Source organism: Actinoallomurus sp. NPDC052274 (assembly GCF_040679475.1).
GTDB lineage: Bacteria > Actinomycetota > Actinomycetes > Streptosporangiales > Streptosporangiaceae > Actinoallomurus > Actinoallomurus liliacearum.
The window spans coordinates 1-20,014 of sequence record NZ_JBFAUT010000004.1 but is presented as its reverse complement, the minus strand read 5'-3'; the positions used below and the strand labels follow the sequence as shown (position 1 = coordinate 20,014).

At 70.8% G+C, this 20,014-nt stretch carries 22 protein-coding genes and 2 tRNA genes; 18 read left to right on the top strand and 6 right to left on the bottom strand.

The genetic code is table 11. The features are described from left to right. Positions 1–86 precede the first annotated feature (86 nt). A complete protein-coding gene (chvE, locus tag AB0K82_RS04835) occupies positions 87–1,220 on the bottom strand; it encodes a multiple monosaccharide ABC transporter substrate-binding protein (protein WP_364392782.1) in 1,134 nt (377 codons plus the stop codon). A 226-nt stretch (positions 1,221–1,446) separates the two neighbouring features. On the opposite strand from chvE, the gene AB0K82_RS04830 reads away from it, so the two are divergent. The 10 genes from AB0K82_RS04830 to AB0K82_RS04785 all read left to right on the top strand — a co-directional run bounded on the left by AB0K82_RS04830 (position 1,447) and on the right by AB0K82_RS04785 (position 10,249). Continuing rightward, on the top strand, positions 1,447–2,604 hold the full coding sequence (locus AB0K82_RS04830; RefSeq protein ID WP_364392780.1) for a mandelate racemase/muconate lactonizing enzyme family protein: 1,158 nt from the start codon (positions 1,447–1,449) through the stop codon (positions 2,602–2,604). After that, a complete protein-coding gene (locus tag AB0K82_RS04825; RefSeq protein WP_364392778.1) occupies positions 2,601–3,605 on the top strand; it encodes an alcohol dehydrogenase catalytic domain-containing protein in 1,005 nt (334 codons plus the stop codon). Before AB0K82_RS04830 ends, AB0K82_RS04825 begins: the two co-directional genes overlap by 4 nt. Before the next feature lie 12 nt (positions 3,606–3,617). Further along, a complete protein-coding gene (locus AB0K82_RS04820; protein WP_364392776.1) occupies positions 3,618–4,574 on the top strand; it encodes a hypothetical protein in 957 nt (318 codons plus the stop codon). Further along, positions 4,574–5,971 (top strand): aldehyde dehydrogenase (NADP(+)), encoded by a 1,398-nt coding sequence (locus AB0K82_RS04815; RefSeq protein WP_364392774.1) that lies wholly within the window; start codon positions 4,574–4,576, stop codon positions 5,969–5,971. Before AB0K82_RS04820 ends, AB0K82_RS04815 begins: the two co-directional genes overlap by 1 nt. A gap of 47 nt (positions 5,972–6,018) precedes the next feature. Then, positions 6,019–6,091: transfer RNA gene (locus tag AB0K82_RS04810), tRNA-Lys, on the top strand. A gap of 43 nt (positions 6,092–6,134) precedes the next feature. Further along, positions 6,135–6,208 (top strand) — tRNA-Pro (locus AB0K82_RS04805). Position 6,209: 1 nt separating this feature from the next. Then, positions 6,210–8,561: a transcriptional regulator gene (locus AB0K82_RS04800; protein WP_364392772.1), complete on the top strand. Its 2,352-nt coding sequence runs from the start codon at positions 6,210–6,212 to the stop codon at positions 8,559–8,561. Between the two features lie 27 nt (positions 8,562–8,588). Continuing rightward, a complete protein-coding gene (locus tag AB0K82_RS04795) occupies positions 8,589–9,212 on the top strand; it encodes a GNAT family N-acetyltransferase (RefSeq protein WP_364392770.1) in 624 nt (207 codons plus the stop codon). Between the two features lie 171 nt (positions 9,213–9,383). Beyond that, positions 9,384–9,809 carry an SRPBCC family protein gene (locus AB0K82_RS04790; RefSeq protein WP_364392768.1) on the top strand — a complete coding sequence of 142 codons (426 nt, stop codon included), beginning with the start codon at positions 9,384–9,386 and terminating at the stop codon, positions 9,807–9,809. Beyond that, positions 9,806–10,249 carry a MarR family winged helix-turn-helix transcriptional regulator gene (locus tag AB0K82_RS04785; protein WP_364392766.1) on the top strand — a complete coding sequence of 148 codons (444 nt, stop codon included), beginning with the start codon at positions 9,806–9,808 and terminating at the stop codon, positions 10,247–10,249. Before AB0K82_RS04790 ends, AB0K82_RS04785 begins: the two co-directional genes overlap by 4 nt. Positions 10,250–10,255: 6 nt before the next feature. Here the strand turns inward: AB0K82_RS04785 and AB0K82_RS04780 are convergent, their stop codons facing one another. The 3 genes from AB0K82_RS04780 to AB0K82_RS04770 all read right to left on the bottom strand — a co-directional run bounded on the left by AB0K82_RS04780 (position 10,256) and on the right by AB0K82_RS04770 (position 12,797). Continuing rightward, positions 10,256–11,512: a hypothetical protein gene (locus AB0K82_RS04780; protein WP_364392764.1), complete on the bottom strand. Its 1,257-nt coding sequence runs from the start codon at positions 11,510–11,512 to the stop codon at positions 10,256–10,258. Positions 11,513–11,829: 317 nt separating this feature from the next. Next, entirely contained in the window at positions 11,830–11,928 is a 99-nt protein-coding gene (locus tag AB0K82_RS04775; protein WP_364392762.1) for a DUF397 domain-containing protein, read from the bottom strand. Beyond that, positions 11,925–12,797: a helix-turn-helix transcriptional regulator gene (locus tag AB0K82_RS04770; protein WP_364392759.1), complete on the bottom strand. Its 873-nt coding sequence runs from the start codon at positions 12,795–12,797 to the stop codon at positions 11,925–11,927. Before AB0K82_RS04770 ends, AB0K82_RS04775 begins: the two co-directional genes overlap by 4 nt. Positions 12,798–12,884: 87 nt before the next feature. On the opposite strand from AB0K82_RS04770, the gene AB0K82_RS04765 reads away from it, so the two are divergent. The 6 genes from AB0K82_RS04765 to AB0K82_RS04740 all read left to right on the top strand — a co-directional run bounded on the left by AB0K82_RS04765 (position 12,885) and on the right by AB0K82_RS04740 (position 17,781). Continuing rightward, positions 12,885–13,301 carry an ATP-binding protein gene (locus AB0K82_RS04765; protein WP_364392757.1) on the top strand — a complete coding sequence of 139 codons (417 nt, stop codon included), beginning with the start codon at positions 12,885–12,887 and terminating at the stop codon, positions 13,299–13,301. Between the two features lie 275 nt (positions 13,302–13,576). Continuing rightward, the gene (locus tag AB0K82_RS04760) at positions 13,577–13,810 is read left to right on the top strand and encodes a putative ATP-grasp-modified RiPP (RefSeq protein WP_364392755.1); all 234 of its coding nucleotides are present in this window, start codon (positions 13,577–13,579) and stop codon (positions 13,808–13,810) included. A 7-nt stretch (positions 13,811–13,817) separates the two neighbouring features. After that, the gene (tgmB, locus tag AB0K82_RS04755; RefSeq protein WP_364392753.1) at positions 13,818–14,816 is read left to right on the top strand and encodes an ATP-grasp ribosomal peptide maturase; all 999 of its coding nucleotides are present in this window, start codon (positions 13,818–13,820) and stop codon (positions 14,814–14,816) included. Beyond that, positions 14,791–15,987: an ATP-grasp peptide maturase system methyltransferase gene (tgmC, locus tag AB0K82_RS04750; RefSeq protein ID WP_364392751.1), complete on the top strand. Its 1,197-nt coding sequence runs from the start codon at positions 14,791–14,793 to the stop codon at positions 15,985–15,987. Before tgmB ends, tgmC begins: the two co-directional genes overlap by 26 nt. A 288-nt stretch (positions 15,988–16,275) precedes the next feature. Then, entirely contained in the window at positions 16,276–16,821 is a 546-nt protein-coding gene (locus tag AB0K82_RS04745; protein ID WP_364392749.1) for a hypothetical protein, read from the top strand. 186 nt (positions 16,822–17,007) lie between these two features. Next, positions 17,008–17,781, top strand: coding sequence for a L,D-transpeptidase (locus AB0K82_RS04740; RefSeq protein ID WP_364392747.1), 774 nt, complete (start codon positions 17,008–17,010; stop codon positions 17,779–17,781). Here the strand turns inward: AB0K82_RS04740 and AB0K82_RS04735 are convergent. Continuing rightward, positions 17,778–18,119, bottom strand: a complete 342-nt coding sequence (locus AB0K82_RS04735) for a hypothetical protein (protein WP_364392745.1) — start codon at positions 18,117–18,119, stop codon at positions 17,778–17,780. The two genes, AB0K82_RS04740 and AB0K82_RS04735, sit on opposite strands and share 4 nt — an antisense overlap. Positions 18,120–18,348: 229 nt before the next feature. Between AB0K82_RS04735 and AB0K82_RS04730 the strand changes: the two genes are divergently transcribed. Beyond that, positions 18,349–18,798 (top strand): phage holin family protein, encoded by a 450-nt coding sequence (locus AB0K82_RS04730; RefSeq protein WP_364392743.1) that lies wholly within the window; start codon positions 18,349–18,351, stop codon positions 18,796–18,798. After that, positions 18,795–19,358 carry a DUF3618 domain-containing protein gene (locus AB0K82_RS04725; protein ID WP_364392741.1) on the top strand — a complete coding sequence of 188 codons (564 nt, stop codon included), beginning with the start codon at positions 18,795–18,797 and terminating at the stop codon, positions 19,356–19,358. The genes AB0K82_RS04730 and AB0K82_RS04725 overlap by 4 nt, the downstream gene beginning before the upstream one ends. Before the next feature lie 127 nt (positions 19,359–19,485). Here the strand turns inward: AB0K82_RS04725 and AB0K82_RS04720 are convergent. Then, the coding region (locus tag AB0K82_RS04720; protein WP_364392739.1) for a hypothetical protein at positions 19,486–20,014 on the bottom strand (529 nt) is incomplete at its 5' end.

Here is a 20,014-nt window from a genome sequence, read left to right as displayed (position 1 = left end):
CCGGAACGCGAGCGCCTCGAGCCGGACGATGTCGTCCATGGCCAGCAGGTCGGAAGGCGCCGACGGCGCCGCCCGCCCGTGACCCGCTACTGGAGCTGCTGGGCCGTGTAGTAGCCGGTGTCGACCAGGGTCTTCTGGACGTTGTCCTTGTAGACCACGACCGGCTGGAGCAGCATCGACGGAACGACCTTGACGCCGTTGTTGTAGTCCTTGGTGTTGTTCACCTCGGGCTTGCCGCCCTTGAGGACGGTGTCGGCCATCTTGACGGTCACCGCGGCGAGCTGGCGGGTGTCCTTGTAGACGGTGGAGTACTGCTCACCCTTCATGATCGACTTGACCGAGGCGAGCTCGGCGTCCTGGCCGGTCACGACCGGGTACGGCTGGCCGGAGGTGCCGTAGCCGGCGCTCTTGAGGGCGGACAGGATGCCGATCGACAGGCCGTCGTACGGGGACAGCACACCCTGGACCTTCGTGCCACCGGTGTAGGCCTTGGTGATCAGGTCCTCCATGCGCTTCTGCGCGGTGGCCGGGTCCCAGCGCAGGATCGCGACGGTCTTGAAGTCCGTCTCCTTGCTCTTGACGACCAGGGTGCCCTTGTCGATGTACGGCTTCAGGGTGGCCATCGCGCCGTTGTAGAAGAACGTCGCGTTGTTGTCGTCCGGCGACCCGGCGAAGACCTCGATGTTGAACGGGCCCTTGGCGGTGCCGTCGGAGCCGTCCTCCTTCTTCAGGCCGAGGCCGACGAGGAGGGAGGTGGCCTGCAGGACGCCGACCTTGTAGTTGTCGAAGGTCGCGTAGTAGTCGACGTTCGGCGTCTTGCGGATCAGCCGGTCGTACGCGATGACCGGGATCTTCTTGTCGGCCGCCTCCTGCAGCTGCGTGCTGAGGGCGGTGCCGTCGATCGAGGCGATGATCAGGAGCTTGGCGCCCCGAGTGATCTGGTTCTCGATCTGGTTGACCTGGGTGGGGATGTCGTTCTCGGCGTACTGCAGGTCGACCTTGTAGCCCAGCTTCTCCAGCGAGGCCTTGAGGTTGTCCCCGTCGTGGATCCACCGCTCGGAGGACTTGGTCGGCATGGTGACGCCGATCAGCGCGCCCTTGGCCGAACCGGCGTCCGAGCCCTTCTTGTCGACGGTCTTGGTGCTCGAACCGCACGCCGCGGTCACGCTGAGGGCCATGAACAGGCCCGTGGCCATCGTGGCCAGCTTTGTGATTCTCATGTCTCACCTTTGGGGTGGGGCTGGGCGGTTACGCCGGTATTACGGCCTGGTTTCCCACTGCTGTGTCGGGAGTGTTACCGGTCACAAATCCGATGTCAAGACACAGTTCTGCAACGCCCGGACCACGGCTCGGCCATTGACTTTGTCCATGTGACCGGTAACATCCGGCTTCCGGGAGGTCATCGCGGCCCGCCTCCGGCCCGTACCAAGAGGAGCGTTGCTTCACATGCGCATCACCGGAATCTCGACACATGTCGCCGGCACGCCCTGGCGCAACCTGACGTTCGTTCAGGTCCATACCGACGAGGGGCTCACGGGCGTCGGCGAGGCGCGGATGCTCAGCCACACCGACGCGCTCATCGGCTACCTCGCCGAGGCGGAGATCAACCACATCAAGGGCTCCGACCCCTTCGACATCGAGGACCTCGTCCACCGGATGAAGTACGGCGACTACGGCCGGGCCGGCGAGATCGTGATGTCCGGGATCGCGTGCGTCGAGATGGCCTGCTGGGACATCGTCGGCAAGGCCCTCGGCCAGCCCGTGTGGCGGCTCCTGGGCGGCAAGGTCCGCGACAAGGTCAAGGCGTACGCCAACGGCTGGTACACCGTCGACCTCACCCCCGAGGCGTTCCACGACGCGGCCAGGAAGGTGATCGAGAGCGGGTACAAGGCGCTCAAGTTCGACCCGTTCGGCACCGGCACGATGGAGCTCGACCACGCCGACACGATGCGCGCGGTGAGCCTCGTCGAGGCCGTCCGCGACGCCATCGGCGACGAGGCCGAGCTGCTGGTCGAGATGCACGGCCGGTTCTCCCCGGCGACCGCGATCCGGCTGGCCGGCCTGCTCGCGCCATTCAACCCGAGCTGGCTCGAGGAGCCCTGCCCGCCGGAGAACCTCAAGGCCCTCGCCAAGGTCTCCGCGCACACCGACCTGCCGATCGCGACCGGCGAGCGCATCCACGACCGGATCGAGTTCCGCGAGCTCTTCGAACTGCAGGCCGTGGACATCATCCAGCCGGACGTCGGCCACATCGGCGGCATCCTGGAGACCCGCAAGCTCGCGGCCACCGCCGAGACGCACTACACCCTGATCGCCCCGCACAACGTCGGCGGCCCGGTGCTCACCGCGGCCAACCTGCACCTGGCGGCCTGCACGCCGAACTTCAAGATCCAGGAGCACTTCAACGACTTCGCCGACTCGGCGATCAAGGGCGTGGCCCCCGGACTGCCGGAGGTCGTCGACGGGTACTTCTCGCTCCCCGAGGCCCCCGGCCTCGGCGTCGAGCTCGACCTGGACGCGCTCGCCGAGTTCCCCCGCCAGCAGGCCAACTTCAACCTGTTCAAAGAGGACTGGCACTACCGCGACCCGGCCAGGACCAAGTGAGCCGGTCCATCCTCCTGGAGCGGCCGGGCCGGCACCGGCTGATCAAGGGAGACGTGCCCGTGCCCGGCCCCGGCGAGGTCCTCGTCCGCGTCGCCGCGGCCGGCATCTGCGGCAGCGACCGCGAGCTGTACGAGGGCGGCCGCCCGGAGGCGTACTGCTCCTTCCCCGTCGTCCCCGGCCACGAGTGGTCGGGGACGATCGTGGCGACCGGTCCCGGCGTCGACCCGGCGCTGACCGGCCTGCCGACGGTCGGCGAGGGCTTCGTGAGCTGCCAGACCTGCGTCCGCTGCCGCGAGGGCGACACGAACCTGTGCCACGCCGGGTACGACGAGATCGGGTTCACCCGGCCCGGCGCGTTCGCCGACCACCTGGTCGTGCCGGCCCGGCTGCTGCACCCGCTGCCGCCGGGCACCGACCTGCGGGCCGCCGTGCTGCTCGAACCGGCGGCGGTCGCCGCCGCGGCCGTGCTCCGCGCCGCGTCGCTTCCCGGCGAGCGGGTCGGCGTGGTCGGCGCGGGCACGCTCGGCCTGCTCACGATCCAGCTCCTGGCCGCCTCGTCCCCCGCCGAGCTCGTCGTGAGCGACCCGCGCGCCGGCCGCGAGCCGGTCGCGCGGGCGGGCGGGGCGACCGCCTACTTCCACCCGGACGAGCTCGGCGAGCTCGACCTCGACGTCGTCGTGGAGACCGCCGGCGCCCGCGACTCGGCGGCGGCCGCCGCCCGGCAGGTGCGCAAGGGCGGCCGGCTGGTGCTGACCGGCATTCCCGGCGTGGAGCCGGAGATGCTGTCCCCGGCCATGATCGTCGGCCGTCAGCTCACCGTGACCAGCGTGTTCGGCGCCTCGTCGGCGGCCTGGGCGCACGCGGTGCGGGCGTTCACCGCCGGACTGCTCGACCTCGGCCCCCTGGTCACACACGAGTTGCCGCTGGAGGATTACCCCGAAGCGGTGGCGCTGCTCGGCCGGGGCGGCGACGACGTCGGCAAGATCATCCTGAAGCCCTAGGAGTACCCCAGAATGAGCGTTTCCCGGTATCCCGGTGAGCACCTGCTCGACCGGCTCGGCATGCCCGCCCGCGGCGGCGCCCCCGCCGGATCGGAGGCCCGGTTCCCCGACGGCGGAAGCTGGCGCACCGAGCTGCCCTCCTGCGAGGGGCCGGAGGTGCTGGCCGCCGCGCTGGAGGAGATCGACCGCCTCGAGGTGCCGGTCCACCGCATCAGCCAGGGCAGCGGCATCTGGATGCTCACCGACGCCGAGATCACCGAGATGGTCAAGGCGTGCGAGGAGCGCCACATCGAGCTGTGCCTGTTCGTCGGCCCGCGCGGCACCTGGGACGTCGGCGCCGGCGTCAAGGCGTCGTCCGGCGGCTCCGGGCCGCGCGCCCGCGGCCGCGACCAGCTCGCCCAGTGCGTCGAGGAGGCCGAGCGCGCCGTCGCCCTCGGCGTCCGCTGCCTGCTCGTCGCCGACGAGGGCGTGCTGTGGACGCTGCACCGGCTGCGCGCGGCCGGCGTGCTGCCCGCCGACGTCACCTTCAAGGTCTCGGCGCTGGTCGGGCCGGTCAACCCGGCCGCGTACGCGATCTGGGAGAAGCTCGGTGGCGACTCCATCAACGTGCCCAGCGACCTGACGATCGGGCAGATCGCCGAACTGCGGGCGCAGAGCGCCGCGCCGATGGACTTCTACGTCGAGGCGCCCGACGACCTCGGCGGGTTCGTCCGGCTGTACGACGCGGCCGAGCTGATCCGCTGCGGCGCGCCGATCTACCTGAAGTTCGGCCTGCGCAACATGCCCGGCATCTACCCGGTCGGCCGCCACCTGCGCGACCTGGCCGTCAACGCCATGCGCGAGCGCGTGCACCGCGGCCGTCTCGCGCTGGACATCCTGGAGCGTCTCGGCGCGGACGGCGGCATGTCCCCGCTCGGCTCCCGCCTGCCCGGCACCCTGAACCGCTTCCCCACCGACGGAGACGTGTGATGACGCTGCTGTACGGAGTCGATCCCCGGACCGGCGAACGCCTGGAGCCGGGCGTGCCGGAGACGTCCCCCGAGACGGTCGCCGCGCTGGGCGTCGCCGCGGCCAAGGCCGCGCGCCCCCTCGCGGAGCTGCCGCTGCCCGACCGGGCCGCGCTGCTCGAGGCCGTCGCCGACGCCCTCGAGGCCGCGGCCGACGAGCTCGTGCCGCTGGCCGACGCCGAGACCGCGCTCGGCACCACCCGTCTGAGCGGCGAGGTGGAACGTACCACCGGGCAGTTGCGGCTGCTGGCGGGCGAGGCGCGCGGCGAGGGCTTCCAGCGGGACGTCGCCGAGCCCGGCTTCGTCCGGGCGCTGCTGCCGATCGGGCCGGTCGCGGTGTACGCCGCGAGCAACTTCCCGTTCGCGTTCTCGGTCGCGGGCGGCGACACGGCCTCGGCCTGGGCGGCCGGCTGCCCGGTCATCGTCAAGGCCCACCCCGGCCACCCGCGCACGTCGGCCCGTACCGCCGAGATCGTCACCGAGGCCCTCGTCAAGGCGGGCGCGCCCGAGGGGACGTTCGCGCTGGTGCACGGGTTCGACGCGGGCATGGCCCTGATCAACGACCCGAACATCCGGGCGGCCGGGTTCACCGGCTCCGTACGCGGCGGGCGGGCGCTGTTCGACGCCGCCGCGAGCCGTCCGGACCCGATCCCGTTCTACGGGGAGCTGGGCAGCATCAACCCGGTCTTCGTCACCGAGGCGGCGGTCGCCGCCCGCGGCGAGGAGATCGCGCGCGGCTACGTCGGGTCGTTCACGCTCGGGTCCGGGCAGTTCTGCACCAAGCCGGGCCTGCTGTTCCTGCCCGCCGGGCACGGCCTGGAGCCGGTGCTCTCGGAGGCGGTCGCGGCGGTCGCGGCGCCGGCCCTGCTGACGCCGCAGATCACCGACGGGTTCCGCACCGGCGTCGAGCGCCTCGCGGGCGCCACGCGCACCGTGGCGGAGGGCACGGGGGCGCACCTGTTCGCGGTGAGCGCCGAGGAGTTCGCGGCGCGACCCGAGCTGACCGAAGAGTGCTTCGGCCCGGCCTCGGTCATCGTCGAGTACTCCTCGGAGGAAGAGCTGCGCGCCGCCGTCGCGGCCGTGCCCGGCTCGCTCACCGCGACCGTGCACGCCGAGCCGTCCGACGCCGACCTGGCGCGCGGCCTCGTCGCCGAGCTGGCCCGGCACGTCGGCCGGGTCGTGTACAACGGCTGGCCCACCGGCGTCGCGGTGAACCGGTCGATGCAGCACGGCGGCCCCTGGCCCGCGACGACGGCGCCGCTGCACACGTCCGTCGGCACCGCCGCGATCCGGCGCTTCCAGGTCCCGGTCGCCTTCCAGGGCCTGCCGGACGACCTGCTCCCGCCGACCGTGCGCTGAATAATTCTTTGCCGACGTGATTCCCCCGCCCGTACCCTCCGGGGCATCGGCGTGTAGCTCAGCAGCCAGAGCACCGGGCTTTTATCCCGGAGGGCGTGGGGGCGGCACCCGCCACGCCGGCGGTATTCCGTTGTCGTCTCGGCTCCTACGCTGAGGCGACGATCGGCGTGTAGCTCAGTCAGACAGAGCACCGGGCTTGGGACCCGGAGGGCGCGGGGGCGGTACCCGCCACGCCGGCATGGTTCCTCCCGAGGTACGAGTCGGCGCCGGGTACCCCTCCTGGCAGCTGGCGAAGGCGTTCACGACCGCGTCGAGTCACGAGGACGACGAGACCCGGCGGCGCGCGGAGGAGCGCGTGCACCGCTGGGAGCGCGTGCTGACCGGCATGGCGGACGGCACCGTCACGGTCGGGTCGCGGACGCCGGTCGCCGGGTTCCCCGCCTGGGTCACCCCGCAGGTCATGCGCGGCGGCTTCGCCACGGGCGAGGCCGCCGCAGGGGGTCCCCTCCTGCCGCACGAGGTCGAGACCGCCCGCCGGGTCGGCGTGCCCGCCGACCGGTACGCGCTGTTCCGCCACCACCTGACCGACGCGGGCCTGGCCGAGCTGTACGCGCTGCTGGACGGCGGCGCGTACGACGTGGCCGTGCCGGAGGAGGCGGCGCTGCTCACGGTCGCGTGGCTGCTGCGCGCGGGCGACCGCCCGGCGGCGCTCACGCTGCTGGAGGAGATCCACCCCTTCGCCGACCGGCTCCGCTTCACCCCACGCCCGACCACCGGGTCCGCGCCGGGCAGCGTGTCCGTGTCCGACGACGCGTCCGCATCCGGCGGTGCGTCCGCATCCGATGGCGCGGCCGCACCCGGCGGTGCGATCGCGTCCGGCGGTGAGGTCGTGCACCGCGAGACGGTCGGCGAGGTCCGCGCCGCGCTCGGCGGCCGCCGCCCGAACCACTCCGTCGCGGCGATGAACGAGGCGCTCACCGTCTGGAACCCGTTCGCCGACGAACTCCTCACGCACTGGCTGGAGACGGTCGAGTCCGGGCGCGTCGCGGTCACCGAGCCCGACGGCTGGCGGGAGCGCGGCGCCGACCTGCTCGCGCGGTACCGGGAGCTCGCCACTGTCCACACCCTGTGCACAAAGCATCGCCGCCCCAAGGAGAACCTCGCGATCCTGCGCACCGCGCTGGAGGAGGCGGTCGCCGGACGCGAGCTCGATCCGCGGCTGCGCGGCCTGCTGCGGCACGCGGTCGACTCGATGGTCCGCCGGCGCGGCGTTCCCGGGTCGGCGCGGCACGTCGCGCTCCGTACCGCCCAGGCCGTCAACGCCTCCCGCCCGGCGATGCACGTCCTGGCCCAGGTGCTCGTCGCGCGGCTGGCGGACCTGCCGCCGGACGCCGGCCTGCCCTCGGTCGACGCGGTGGTCCGGCCGGTGACCGAGGAGGAGTCCCGTACGGGGGCGCCCGCGGGCGCCGAGGTCCCGGACGCGCTGCGGCGGATCGTCGAACGGGCGCTCAGCGCCCCGATCGCCACCCTGGTCGAGCGCGGCATCGTCACGTCGGCCGAGGTGCTGGCCGAGCTCGTTCCCCAGTTGGTCGCGGCGACCACCGCCGAGGCGTACGAGGACACCACGCTGGGCGCGCTGATGGCCGCGACGTACCGCGCGTTCCGCAACCGGCGGTCCCTGCTCCTGCTGAACCTGGAGCGGCAGGTCCGGCTCGAGGAGCTGCCCTGGGTCGGCGCGGTGACGCCGTACCGCTCCGCGACCCGGGGCGGCGGCTCGGCGCGCACCGCGCTCGTACGCCTCGGGGAGCTGGCGCTGCAGGGCTTCCCGAGCACGATCCTGCCGAATCCGCTGGTCCGGGAGCTGTCCACGCTGTCCCGGCAGGCGGGCCTGGACGTGCCGTTCACCGAAGAGCTGGCCGCCGACATCTTCATGGGCGCCTTCTCCCCCAAGTTCCCGCGCGCCGCCCGGCTGGCCGCCGACCTCCTCGAGGGCACGCTCTACGACCGGTACTACGGGATCGACTACGCGGCGGTCCGCGGGCTGCCCGAGCCCGCCCGGTTCGCCGCGGTCTGCCGTGCGCGGGCCGGCGACGTGGCGGGCGGCTCGTGGGTGGCGGCCAACGGCAAGGTGATCGAGCAGGCGCAGATCCTCACGACGCACAACCTCGCCGCGCTGGTCCACCCGATCGGCGTGGATCCGGCCGGAGGCTGGGCGGACCTCGCCCGCCGGGCGTTCACCACCGTGTGCGGCCTCACCGCCCGGGTGGAGGGCGACCGGTACCCGCTGGGTGTCATCAAGGACGCCGCGTACGCGTGGCGGCAGGTGGTGTTCTTCCTGTCGCTGTGCGGCCTGGAGGACCAGATCACCGTCATCGCCGGGATCCAGGAGGAGGTCCGACGCCACCCGGAGCACGTCGTACGGCGGCTGGCGCCGGTGCTCGCCGGGCTGCGGCACGTCCTCGTCGGCGGCAGCCTGGACGACGACAGCGCCCCGACCGCCCGCCGCCTCACCGGCTGGAGCACCACCGGCCACTGGATGTGTGAGGTCTCTTTACCGGTTGTCCGGACCCGGAGGGGCCGGCCGGTGTAGACCCCGTTGAGTGGCAGGAAAGAACGGATGCTCACACTGACGAAGATCGCCGAGGACCCCCGTGTCCTGACGTACCGCATGAACCTGAGCGATGGTTCGACGGCCGTCCTCCGGCCGCTCACCCACGCCGACACCGAACGGCTCGCCGTCTTCCTACGCGGACTGTCCGCCGAGTCGCGGCGGTTCAGCACGTTCGACGGATACGGCCTGGCGGCGGCCCGGGATTTGTGCGCCGCCATCGCGCGCTATGACAAGCTTCGGCTGGTACTCGAGGACGCGGCCGCTGAAACGATCATCGGCCTTTTCGAACTCAGCCTCGCGATCACGGCGGGGGACCTCGCGCGCTACCGCGCGGCCGGCATTCGCCTTACCGAGACGACCGACTGCCGCTTCGGCCCTACTCTCGCCGACGCCTACCAGGGCCGCAAGGTCGGGACGCTGGCCTTCCCGCTCGTGACGGAGATCGTACGGCGCCTCGGCAGGACAAGGATCATCCTGTGGGGCGGCGTCCTCGCCGACAACGCCCGCGCCATCCGCTTCTACGAGAAGAACGGCTTCCAGCACATCGGCTCGTTCACCCGCCCGGACGGCATCCGATCGCTGGACATGATGCTCGACCTGCGCTCACGCCCGAGCTCCGAGGCCGTGTAGTCGACGTCGTTTCACATGGGGCGATCAGTACGCCGCCCTGAGCGCTACAGCCCCGGCCCACGAGTAATCGCCCCCTTTGGGACCGGTCGCGGCACCCCGCCGCGAATTTATTGAGCGCGCAGATCATCTGTGCGTAGAATAAATCACGGACCGCCGACCGAGGAACGGAGCATGGTCATGTGGGAGTACGAGCACACCGCCGAGACGGTCGCTTCTCCGGAGACGGTGTGGCGACTGTGGGCCGACGTGCCCGGCTGGGGCACGTGGAACGCCGAGATCGAGAAGGTCGAGATCGACGGACCGTTCGCGGTCGGAGCGCGGATCACCATGACGCCGCCCGATGACGAACCGGTCGTGCTGAAGGTCGTCGAGGTGGCGGAGAACGCGCTGTTCGTCGACCAGTTGGACGCCGGCGACTTCGTCGTCACCACGACGCACCGCGTCGAACCGCTCGGCGACGGCGGGAGCCGGATCGTCTACCGCACGGAGATCGACGGACCGGCCGCCGACCAGGTCGGACCGGAGCTCGGCCCGGCGATCACCGCGGACTTCCCCGACACCGTCGCGGCGCTCGTCCGGCTGGCCGAGGGCCGATGACGCACCATCCCGACGAGAGCCCCGGCTTCCTGCTCTGGCAGGTCACGCTGCGCTGGCAGCGGGAGATGACCGCGGCCCTGGCCCCGCTCGACCTGACCCACGTGCAGTTCGTCCTGCTGGCCACCACCTGGTGGCTCAACGCCCAAGGCGAGGAGCCGAACCAGCTCACCGTGGCCCGGCGGGCCGCCACGGACATCAAGATGACGTCGCAGGTGGTGCGCAAGCTCGAGGACAAGGGTCTCGTCGAGCGCCGGGTCGACCCCGCCGACACCCGCGCCAGGCGGCTCCGGGTGACCGAGCGGGGCGCGGAGGTGGCGCGGGCGGCGGTCGAGGCGGTGGAGGCGGCCGACGCGGAGTTCTTCCGCCGGGCGCCCGACCCGGCGGCGCTGCTGCGGGCGCTCAGGCCGCTGGCCGCGCCGCCGGACGAGACGAGCCCATAGGGCGGGTCAGGCGGGCAGGCGGCTGAACCAGTCGACGATCGCCGCGGTGCCGCTCACCGCCGTCCCGAGGTGCCGGGAGCCCTGGTGGTCGATCGGACCGAGCTCGATCGTCGGCAGGTCGGCACCATTCGCGCGGAACGCCGCCCGGCAGCGGTCGGTGTTGGCGGTGACCGCCTGCTCGTCGCCGGTGGCGTAGTACAGCCGGGCGGGTACGCGCGGCACCCAGCCGGTGCAGGTCGCGTCGGCCACCCGCAGCGCCGCGGCGAACGCCCCGGCCGGGTGCCGCAGCAGGTCGAGGCCGTGTGCGGTGAGGAGATGGTCGAGGTCGCCGGGCAGCGCCGCGAGCATCTCCTGCCCGGGAGTCGTCCCGTCGAACAACCGCTCCACCTTGGCGGCGTACGGCGCCTGGAAGACCTGGCCCGGCGAGTCGTAGAGGTGGTGCAGGCGGTTCCAGGAGACGAGCAGGTACGTCGTGTAGGCCACGCCGAGCTTCGGGGGGATCTCCCTGCCCGCGAGGACCGCCGGGAGCTCGGCGTCGCGGAAGGCGTACGCGCCGCTGATCGGCGCCACCGCGCCGAGCCGGTACCAGGGGTCGGCGCCGTCCTGCAGCGCCCGCGCCAGCCCCAGTGCCGCCGACGCCCCCTGCGAGAACCCGGTGACCAGCACGCGTCGCTGCGGCGTCCGCCCTCGGCTCGCCATGAACGCGCGGGCGGCGCGCAGCATGTCCAGGGACGCGGTGGTCTCCGAGGGGACGTCCATCCACGGGTGGGCGCCCGGCCCCTTGCCCAGCCCGAGATAGTCGGGGGTGACGGCGGCGAAGCCCGCCGCCCCGAACGTCATCGCCGGGGCGGCGGAGAAGTCGTCCTCGCCGATCGAGGGGGCGTCCTCCTTGTAGCTCTGGGTGCCGTGGGTGAACGACACCAGGCGCGGCCCGCGGTCGCCGTTCCGTGGCAGCACGACCAGGCCGCTGGCGGTCGTCGGACGGCCCTCGGTGTCCACGGTGCGGTAGACGAGGCGGTCGAGCTCGACGCCGTAACGCACACCGGCCTGCTCGAACCCGGCCTTGCCGAGCGCCGTACGCGTCTGTTCGGCCGAGAGGACGCCGAGGCGCACGGGGGCGGCGGCCAGGGTGCCCCGGCCATCGGCCGGGGCCGCGGTCCGGGTCCGCGCGTTCGCGGACGCGGGGCCCGCGACGGTCCCGGCGGTGGCGACACAGGCGGCCGTCGCGATGGCGACGGCTCGTCGGCTCACAGGAAGTCTCATACCGCCGACGCTAGGAACGCCCGCCGGCCGGCCCCAGCCTGCTGAACACCCTGACCAAGGTGTAGCCAGCCCCCCTACCCGATTCGCCCAGTACGGGTCCGCGCCGAATGGCTTGGAGGTCAGTGCCGAGGATTTCGGCGCCAGGAAGGACCCCGATCCAGGGCGTTGATGGCTGCTCCAGACTGCCGCGCGTTGAAACTCTCGGGCAACACGCGTGCAGCCGACCGGGTTAGGCCACCTCTACCTCTACGCGACGCGGTCTGCGTCGCGTTCACCGAGCATTCCGCGCGGATTGAACTGACCGGCCCGTGACCGGGCTACTTCTGCCGGGCGTCCTTCTCGATGACGGCCAGCTCGACGCAGTTACCACCGTTGCCGCCGCTGCGACTGCTCTTACGCCAGGTGGCGCTCTTCACGACCATCGCTCCTCCAACACCCTGCGTATGAAGTCCCTCGACGCGTCGACGGGCAGGGCTCTCGACCGTATCGCCTCGTAGGTGTCGGACAGTGCCTGGATGTCCTCGACATCGTCGATGGTAAGTCCACGGATCACCGTGTCCATATACGCCAACTCGCTTCTGTCCGGCAGGGTAGCGACGACGAATGCGCCATCGGTGCCAGCCGGGTGAAGCGGGCCGGGGACGATGTGGACGGAGATGCGGTCGGACGGCAGGTTGAGCAGGTGTTCGAGCTGGCCCCGCATGATCTCCCGATCCCCCACCTCGTGGTAAAGGACGTACTCGGTCATCATGACGACCAGTCGTGGCGGCGGCGGGGTCTGTCGGGTGAGGACCCGCTGCCGACCGATGCGGGCCGCCACCGCCTCCGCGTCTCCGTACAGCAGGGCAGAGGCGTACTCCTCAGTCTGGAGCAGGCCGTAGACGACCTGATTCTCGTAGGACCGGAGCAGGGTCGCCTGCTCCTCCACCGGTGGCCAGTCGAACCAGACCGGGAAGGCCGCGTTCTTGACCAACTCGTCCCAGAGCGAGGGCAGAGTACCCCTCGTGTCGAGGATCTCGTCGAGCCTGACGGCGATGGCCCGGTCGCAACGGGTCTCCCCGCGCTCGATCTTTCCGATGTGAGAGCCGGAAATGGGGACTTTCTCGGCGAGACGATCCTGAGAAAGGCTGGCCACGGCACGGAATCGCCGTACCTCGCCACCGAACACTTGCAGCATCGGAGCCCGTCCGACGGTCATCCCCACTCTCCTCACCGCCTCGCCGCCGACGACAACCCGATAGCGCGCGTTCGCGATTGAGCCTGCAACGGAGCCGACAGTCGTCACGGTAAGTATGCATAACCGTGCACGATGTAGCCAGTCCCGAAATCACCCCAGACGGTGAGGCCTTTCAGCGAAAGACGAGGCACCCCAATGACGGCTCTACAGGCAGAGAAATGGACACCCCCGGACCGATTCACCCTGGAGATGCACGCCTGCCCGGAAAACGTCTATTTGGTGCGTCACCTGGTGGACCAAGCCGTCGAATCGTGGGGACTCACGGAGCTACGCGACCTCGGCCGGTTGATACTGACCGAGCTGACCACGAACGCGGCCCGCCGGTACCCGAGGACACTGATCAACGTATGGGTTGCCCGTCCGGGACGGCCCCTGGTGGAGGTCGGGGTGTGGGACCACGACAGTACAACGATGCCGCGAATCATCGATCCAGAGGACGCCGACGAAACCGGCCGGGGGCTGTTCCTTATTCACGAACTGACGAACGGACGGCTCGGCTGGCATCCGTCACCGCACGCGGGGAAGGTCGTCTGGTCTCGGTTCGGTCCATGAACTCCCCGCCTGGGCGGGCTTCCGTTGCTCACACCTCCGAGAATCGACGCCCAGGCGGGGCTCCGAAATCAGACATACGGGAATTCAGGCTGTCCGGATAAGAGGGGATCCGGTCGCGGTACGGCAGGCGGGGGGACTCGTCGCCACAGCGGTACTTGCCAAAGCCTGAAAGCACCATGGATTCTGCTTCCGGGGGAGCCGATCGGCTCCTTCGGCGTCCCGAGAAAAGGGAGGCACAACGAATGAGGACAATCTCACCTGGTGAGCCATGGGCGATGCGCCTGGTCACCGATCGGCTGCCTGCGGAGCCGCCTTCGTACGCGTCGGTGCGCCTGGACCCGTCAACGCAGACCGCCCGATACTTCGATCCGGCCGGGCAATCGATCGAGATGGGCAGGCACGGCACCTCGCGAACGAAGGGCACGGCGTCGATGTCCGGGGGCGGCGATGGCAAGGATCCCCAGCCCCAGCGGCAGGACGACAACACGACCGATTACGAGTCGGACTGATGCGCCGGTGAGCAACCTCGTCCTCGTCCTGACAGCCCTGGAGGACGTCACCGCGGACATGGTGATCAGTGCGCTCAACGAGCGTGGCATCCCCGTTGCCCGCGTCGATCCTGGCGACATCGGGGAAGGTCTGATGTTCGGTGCTCGGCTCGACGCTGAGATCCCTTCGTGGCGGGGACGGTTGCGGACTCCCAGCCGGCAGGTGGAACTGGAGGAGGTGGCGGCGGTGTATTACCGCCGCCCCACCCCTTATGCGTTCCGGTTCGCCGATCTTCCTTCTCAACTGCGGGACTTCGCATCCGCTGAGGCACGGCACGGGCTCGGCGGGATTCTGAACAATCTGGATGCCGTTTACGTCAACCATCCGGCGATGGTGACCCGCGCGGACTTCAAACCGGCCCAGCTGCAGCGCTTCGCCGAGCTCGGGTTGCGAATCCCGCCGACCTTGGTCACCAACGACGCCGCTCAGGCACGCGCGTTCGCCGCCGAGCATGGCGCGATCGTCTACAAGACCTTTCGCGGACTGCCGCCCGCTCAGGACGGGCGCGCGGGTGCGATCTGGACCCAGCGCGTCGACCCCCGTACCTTCGATGACTCGCTCGCGGTCACCGCGCACCTCTTCCAAGCACAGGTGCCCAAGGCGGGTGACGTGCGCGTGACCGTGGTCGGCCAACGGGTGTTCTCCCAGCAGATCACCACCCCGGACGGAGCGCTGGACTGGCGGCGCGGGGACTGGGCCGACCTGGTCCATACACCGGTGACCGTTCCTGGGGCCATCGCGAGTGCCCTACAGCGCTACCTGACTTCGTTCGGGCTGGTGTTCGGCTGCTTCGACTTCGCCCTCACCGGTCCGGCGGACGACCCCGCTCAGTGGGTCGCCATCGAATGCAACCCGAACGGCCAATGGGGTTGGCTGCCCGATTCGTCGGCGATCGCTGATGCGTTCGCTCTCTTCCTGAGCGGGAAGGAGGCCGTGTTCCATGGCGACGCCGACCGACGAGAGTGAAGCCGTCCGCCTGCGCAAGACGCTGACCGAGTCACTCGCCCGCGAGGGCGTGCTCTTCGATCCAGGATGGCGGGCCGCGGTGGAGAAGGTTCCTCGGCACCTGTTCGTGCCCGGCTTCTACCTGCCCACCGACCGGCCGGACAGCGACGGCCTGACGGTGTGGGAGCCAGTCACCGCCGAGCTCGACCACCATCGCTGGATTCGTGCGGCCTACTCCGATACCACGCTGATCACGCAGTTCGACGGAGACGAACCCGATTGGGAACAGCCCGCCGTCCGGCACGGGGGCGCCCCGACATCCTCCTCCACGCTTCCGTCACTCGTGATGCGCATGTGGACCGATGCGGACCTGCAGGACGGGCACAGGGTCCTTGAGATCGGCACCGGCACCGGCTACTCCACGGCGCTCGCCTGCGAACGTCTCGGCTCGGACGCCATCACCTCCATCGACACCGATGGCCGACTCCTCGACCAAGCTGCCGCCGCCCTTCACCGGTGCGGGTACAGCCCGACCCTCGCGGTCGCCGACGGGCTGTACGGGTACTGGCCCGAGGCACCCGTCGACCGGGTGGTAACCGCCTGCTCCTTCCGCTACGTCCCACCCGCCTTGCTGGCCCAGACCCGGCCGGGCGGGAAGATCCTCCTCACGATCAGTGGTTGGCTGTACGGGTACGCCCGTGTCCTGCTCACCGTCACCGACGAGCAGACCGCGCAGGGGCCGCTGCTGCCCGGCACCGTCTCTTTCATGGCAGCGCGCACCCACGCCGCTCCCGCCTGCGGCAATCCCACGCACTGGGCCGCCGACCTGCCAGAGCGGCCAAGAGTCGCCCGGCACCGCCCCGAACGGATCAGCGACCCCACCGAGCAGGCGTTCCATCTTCGCTTTCTCGCGCAGTGCGCCGTGCCGCACGCCCAGATGACCGTCATGGGGGACGTCCTGCACCTGATCGACGTGGTCACCGGTTCGGCTGCCACGCTCACTCCGGCCGGGGACGGTTGGCAGGTCCGCGAGGCCGGCGCGGTCAAACTGTGGGAACGGATTGAAACGGTGCTGGATGCCTATGACATGGCCGGCCGACCGGCGCCACAGGCCTTTCGCCTGGAGGTCGCCGGGGAGGACCAGCGCCTGCGGCATCCGCGACTGCCGGACCTGCCGCTGCCAAGGCAGTGAGTCTTTCAGCCGCCGCTGCATCGAACTGAATTTTGGGGCGGGAGAAAACTGGTAGTCAGGGAGGTGGTGGTCGTCCGAGGTCACATCAGTGCTGTTCAGCGAGTCGCTCATGGTGTCACAATCACGTCCCGACATATCGTGATCACTGGGAGCAATGTGGCGAATGACAAAGATCTAGGCGAACAGTGAGACATGAGCGTTATCTGGCGGATAGGGTGCCGCGTGCGCCGTTGATGAATTTCGTCTCGCGGCGCTCTCAGACCTACTTCCCTTCGCTGGAGGTACTGCATGCGCCTGAAAAGGGCGACTCTCACTTTCGCCGGTGCGGCGGCCGCTCTCGCCGTCACCACCTTGGCCGCGTCCCCCGCGTGGGCCTGCAACGACCGGGACCCCGCGCTTCGGCTCGAGGCCAAGTGCGGCGCGAACGGTCAGCCGAACTGGATGGTCTACAACCCCAACAAGTGGGGCGCCGTGCCGTTCACCTGGAACGACGACAAGGGCGGCCACAGCAACAGCAAGATCCCCGCGCCCGCCGGTGGTGCCGTCGCACTGCCGACCCACGCGTCCAAGGTGACCGTGGTGGCGTACCGTCCCGACAACCGTCGACTGCCGGTCTGGCAGCGGCACGGAGCGTTCGGCGTGAAGCACTGCGCCGCCGCGCCAACCCCGACGCAGAAGCCCCACAAGCCGGGCAAGCCGGTGACGCACAAGCCCAGCCCGACCCCGACCAAGTCGAGCGCGAAGCCCGCGACGCCGACGCCGGTCCCGACGGCGCCCAGCGGTGAGGCCCGCCCGGCGACGCCGGTCAAGGCGCAGCCGAAGTTCACCGGCTGACGTACGAAGGCTGACCGTCGTGTCCGGGAAGGCGCGTTCCCGGACACGACGAACGCTCGCAGGCGGCCCGGGAGGGCGCGATCCCAGGCCCCGCCCGCGAACGAACGCTCACAGGCGGCCCGGGACGGTGCGTTCCCGGGCCGTCCGCCTGTCATCCAACCCGCGATTCGCTAAGGAGCGAGACCGATGTCCATCAGCACGGCCGCGACGCGGCCCCGCTGGGCGGCCGCGACGATCGGCGTCGCCCTCGGTATCACGCTGACCGGCTGCGGCGGCGGCTCCGCCCACCCGGGCAAGAGCACCCCGGCGGCGGACACGAACTCCACGGCGGCCGCCACCGACTCGGCGAAGTTGGGCGACGGCCCGAGCACGATCGCCACGGCGCGTACGAAGACGGTGCAGATCTACCAGAACCCCGGGGACGCCGAGCCGAGCATGCGGCTGAAGAACCCGAACCCGGACGGTGTCATACGGGTCTTCCTCGTGGTGGGCACCAAGCCCGGCTGGCTGCACGTCCTGCTGCCGGCGCCGCCGAACGGCAGCCAGGGCTGGATCGCCGAGAAGGACGTCACGACCGCCAAGACGAGCTACTGGGTGCAGGTCCTGCAGTCGGCGCACCGCGTGAAGGTGTACAAGGGCAAGCAGGTGCTGATCGACACCCCGGCGGCGATCGGCAAGGCCGACACCCCGACCCCCGGCGGCCGCTACTACCTCACCGAACTGCTGCAGGCGCCGAACCCCAACGGCGCGTACGGCCCGTACGCCTACGGCCTGAACGGCTACTCGACGACGCTCACCCAGTTCAACGGCCAGGACCCGATCATCGGCATCCACGGCACCAACGAGCCCAAGTCGCTCGGCACCTCCGTCAGCCACGGCTGCGTCCGCGTCGGCAACACGGTGATCACCAAGATGGCGAAGATGCTGCCGCTCGGCACCCCGGTGCAGATCGCGTCCTAGACGTTCGCGAGAACGACCGCCACGATCGCGCGGTCCACCGGATCCTCCAGGCCGGCCCCTGCCTCGGGAGCGCGCGCACCCTCGAGAATCTCCCGCAGCGCCCGGACGAGGGCCGGCCGCCACCGCCGTCGCGTCAGGTCCGTACGGCGCTGCCGCACCTCGCCGACGCCGACAACGGAACCCGCGACCTCGTCGAGCGGGCGATCGACGTCCGGTCCGGGACGCGGGAGCGCTTCGACCCCGCCACGCTCGGCGTGGGCGCGCTGGTGCTGCCGGCGTTCCGGACCGACGTCCGCCTCGAACGCGATCCCGAGAAGGGCTGGACGTTCAAGCCCCACACCGAGCGGCTCGGCGACTCTTCCGTCGGCAAGCTGCTCAGTCAGCTCTTCGGGGTATATCTCAAACGCTGACGCTCGACCCGATCGGGTCACCAGAGCCGGTGCGATTCAGCACGAACGCCGGTCGAGTCCGTATTCAGGCTCCGCTTCGTGTTAGGTCGGCTGCTCTCCGGGTATCCCGCCGCACCAGCCCCGAACGAAGAGCGGTCAACGCGGAGAAGGTGCAGGCATGGCGAGTGACGTCCGTACTTCCACGAAGACCCCGGCCGGCTCCCCCTCAGAGCACGACGATTCGACCGGAGAACTCGTCAGCCGGGCGACGCGGCAGATCAGTGAGCTGGTCCGTCAGGAGCTCGCGCTGGCGAAGGCGGAGCTGGCCGACAAGGGGAAGGAGGCGGGACGCGGCGCCGGGCTGTTCGGCGGGGCCGGGACCGTCGCCTTCTACGGCGGCGCCACGCTGATCGGCGCGGCGGTCGCGGGCCTCGCGGTCGCGCTGCCGGTATGGGCGGCGGCTCTGATCGTCGGCGTGGTGCTGCTGGCGATCGCCGGCCTGCTGGCCGCCGCAGGACGGTCGCGACTGCGCCGGGCGACGCCGCCCGTGCCCGAGCAGGCCACCGAATCCGTGAAGACCGATGTGCAGGAGATCAAGGACCATCTCAAGGAAGGGCATTCCCGATGAGCGACTCCCCGACGGCGGGCGGCTCCGAAGAGAGGAAGGCCAAGCCGGATGACCGGCAGGAGCTGAAGGCCGACATCGAGCAGACGAGAGAAGAACTGGGCGAGACCGTGGAGGCGCTGGCGGCGAAAGCCGACGTGCCCGCGCGGGTCCGTGGCAAGGCCGCCCAGTTGCGCGAGCAGGCGACCGACACCCTCGGGACCCTGACCCAGACCGTACGGGAAAAGGCCCCGCAGCTACGCGACCAGGCGACCGACACCTTCGGAACGCTGACGCAGACCGTACGGGAGAAGGCGCCGCACCTGCGCGAGCAGGCGACCGGGACCCTCGGGACGCTGACGCAGACCGTGCGGGAGAAGGCGCCGCAGGTGCGGGAGCAGGTTGCCGGGCCGGTGGCCAAGGTGGGGCAGGCCGTTCCCGAGCCCGCGCGGCGGACGGTCGCGCGCACCGGCCGGCAAGCGACGCAGGTCGCGGGTCGACGGCCCGGCGCGCTCTACGCGGCGGCCGGGGTCTGCGCGGCGGCCGGGCTGTGGCTGTGGCGTCGCGGCCGCAGACGGCGCTGACGAACGACTCCGCCCGGCGCTCGGACGTCATACGACCCGGGCGCCGGGCGGCCGATTTCAGGCGGCGACCGCCGAGGGTCTCCGTGGCGCCGGTGACGAAGAACCCTCGGCGGCGACGGCGAGCCGCCTAGCGGCTGCCGTGCTTCGCGGCCTCGTACTTGTCGATGATCAGGCCGAGCTGGGCGTACTTCTCGCTGTAGGCCACCGGGTGCGCACCCGGCGCGGTCGGCGGCCGGTTCGGGTCGATGTACTGGTTCCCCAGGTTGGAGAACACGGCGATGATGTAGTTGCGGCCGTTCTTGCCCGGCAGGGACCGTACGATGCCCGCGTCGCTGCCGGAGTTGGAGACCAGGCCGGTCTTGTGGGCGAAGGTGACCTCGGCCTTGGCGTTGCAGGGGCGCACGTCGTGCTGGTAGGCGTCCCCGTCGACGGTCACGGTGCCGTCGGCGGCGATCCACCGGGACGGGACGAGCTGCGGGATGCCGGGGGCCGGGTAGTCCGCCCCACACCAGTTCGTGGTGGACAGCACGTCGTTCATGCCCTGGTCGGCGAGTTCCTTCGTGAAGAACGCCCGGGATGAGGGGCTGAGCACATCGCTGGTGACGGCCTTGCCGTTCGGTGCGGTCCACACCGTGCCGGGCGCGCCGTTGATGAGG